This is a genomic window from Paenibacillus sp. Dod16, assembly GCF_049893405.1.
Classification (GTDB): Bacteria; Bacillota; Bacilli; order Paenibacillales; family Paenibacillaceae; genus Paenibacillus_AQ.
Window position 1 is genome coordinate 1 of the sequence record NZ_JBNDYG010000112.1, and the last position, 1,826, is coordinate 1,826.

Here is a 1,826-nt window from a genome sequence, read left to right on the forward strand (position 1 = left end):
ATGGGATCCGGGTTTGAATGAAGAACAAAAGTGCCGTTCATAACAAGAATCTGATTATTCATTCCCGTCTCTCTTAATTCGGATGAAGCACGGGCAGCCTCCAACAGTGGTGAGCGATCTGGACGTGTCACCAACACGAGTGTTGTTTGCTGTTCATCATTCAGCGTTGCCAGTGCGTTGCTATATAGTTCCTTCTTCGACTCCAATCCTGCCAATGGGCCTAAGCATGAAGCACCGTGTGTACTTTCATCTAGAAATCCACTCCAAGCGGTAGGAAGTTGCAACAACCGAAGCGTATGCCCTGTTGGGGCGGTGTCAAAAAGAATATGGTCAAAGCCGGCTTTCAGCTCTTGATTGGTCAAAAGGGTGGAGAACTCATTGAAGGCGGCAATTTCAACCGTACAAGCGCCTGAAAGTTGTTCCTCCATCGTAGCAATCACGGTATCCGGAAGTTTGCCGCGGTACGGATCAACGACCTGTGCTTTATATTCACTTGCTGCCGTCTCCGGATCTAAATTGGCGACATACAGGTTAGGCGCTCCTTGGATCTGAACAGGATGATTGGATAACGTCATACCGAAAACGTCTTGCAGATTCGACGCCGGGTCTGTGCTGACTAGCAAAACTCGCTTACCTGCGTCTGCAAGTGATATGGCTGTCGCGCTCGCGGTAGAGGTCTTTCCTACTCCGCCTTTGCCCGTAAAAAAGAGATATGGCGTTAGTGGAATATCATTTGGATGAAATGATCTACTCATCATTGTGCACCTACTTCCTTCTGTCATTGCTTCGTTTTGAGCTCAATACGCATTTTCGGTTTTTTCACCAAGTCGGTCTCTGCCAATCCAGTCCACGCACACCATTCCTCCATGGAGGGATAGCCTTGGATTTTCGTTACCTGACCGTTTAACAAAACTACCGGTAGAACTTCCGGGCCTTGTTCAGTAAGCAGCTGATTGACAACAGGGTTCGTAACAAATACATCTGGCTCACTTGCCAGGTTATAACGAGCAACATCGATGTTCTTGCTTTTTAGATTGTGGACCACGGTTGATACGCGAATCAATTCAGGGTCCACGCTTGGCCCGCATACTCCTGTAGAACAGCACATGGCCGGATCATAAATTTCAATGGATATCATGTCGTTTCCCTCCTGTAATAAAGGAAGCCGAGAAAAGTCCCGGCTCCTGCATTCTATTCGATTACTCGCCGGTTTCAGCGAACTTTTGAATACGCTCGCCGATTTGATCGCGAACGCGCTGAAAAACAGCCCATTTTTCTTCGTCGGTACCCTGAGCCTTGGCAGGATCGTCAAAACCCCAGTGCTCACGGCGAACATGAGGAGGTGTCATCGGACAACGATCGGCTGCATCGCCGCATAGGGTGACCACCAAATCGGATTGATTTAACAACACCGGATCAATGATATCCGAAGTTTGGTTCGAAATATCGATCCCCACCTCGTTCATTGCTTTGACCGCATTCGGGTTTAACCCATGTGCTTCGATGCCGGCGCTGTAGACATTCCAATCATCACCCAGATGTTTTTTGGCCCATCCTTCAGCCATTTGGCTGCGGCAAGAGTTGCCTGTGCACAAGAAGTACAATGTCTTTTTTTCCATCATCGTTTCTCTCCCTTATCACTTGAATTAAAGTATGGTTAGCCAGATATATAATCCTAAAAGGGTTATAAATAACGTTGGGATGGTCAATATAATCCCTGTCTTAAAGTAAGTCCCCCAGCTGATCTTCACGCCTTTCGTCGAAAGAACATGCAGCCAAAGCAAGGTGGCTAGTGAACCAATCGGTGTAATTTTGGGACCTAAATC

General features: G+C 47.5%; 4 protein-coding genes. All 4 read right to left on the minus strand.

The features are described 5' to 3' along the window. A partial coding sequence (locus tag ACPV3A_RS37575) for a TRC40/GET3/ArsA family transport-energizing ATPase (RefSeq protein ID WP_426204988.1) occupies window positions 1-755 on the minus strand: 755 nt, incomplete at its 3' end. A gap of 23 nt (window positions 756-778) precedes the next feature. Beyond that, the gene (gene arsD / locus ACPV3A_RS37580; protein WP_426204990.1) at window positions 779-1,138 is read right to left on the minus strand and encodes an arsenite efflux transporter metallochaperone ArsD; all 360 of its coding nucleotides are present in this window, start codon (window positions 1,136-1,138) and stop codon (window positions 779-781) included. Between the two features lie 61 nt (window positions 1,139-1,199). After that, the gene (arsC, locus tag ACPV3A_RS37585) at window positions 1,200-1,619 is read right to left on the minus strand and encodes an arsenate reductase (thioredoxin) (RefSeq protein ID WP_028407113.1); all 420 of its coding nucleotides are present in this window, start codon (window positions 1,617-1,619) and stop codon (window positions 1,200-1,202) included. 27 nt (window positions 1,620-1,646) lie between these two features. After that, the coding region (locus tag ACPV3A_RS37590; RefSeq protein ID WP_426204992.1) for an ArsB/NhaD family transporter at window positions 1,647-1,826 on the minus strand (180 nt) is incomplete at its 5' end.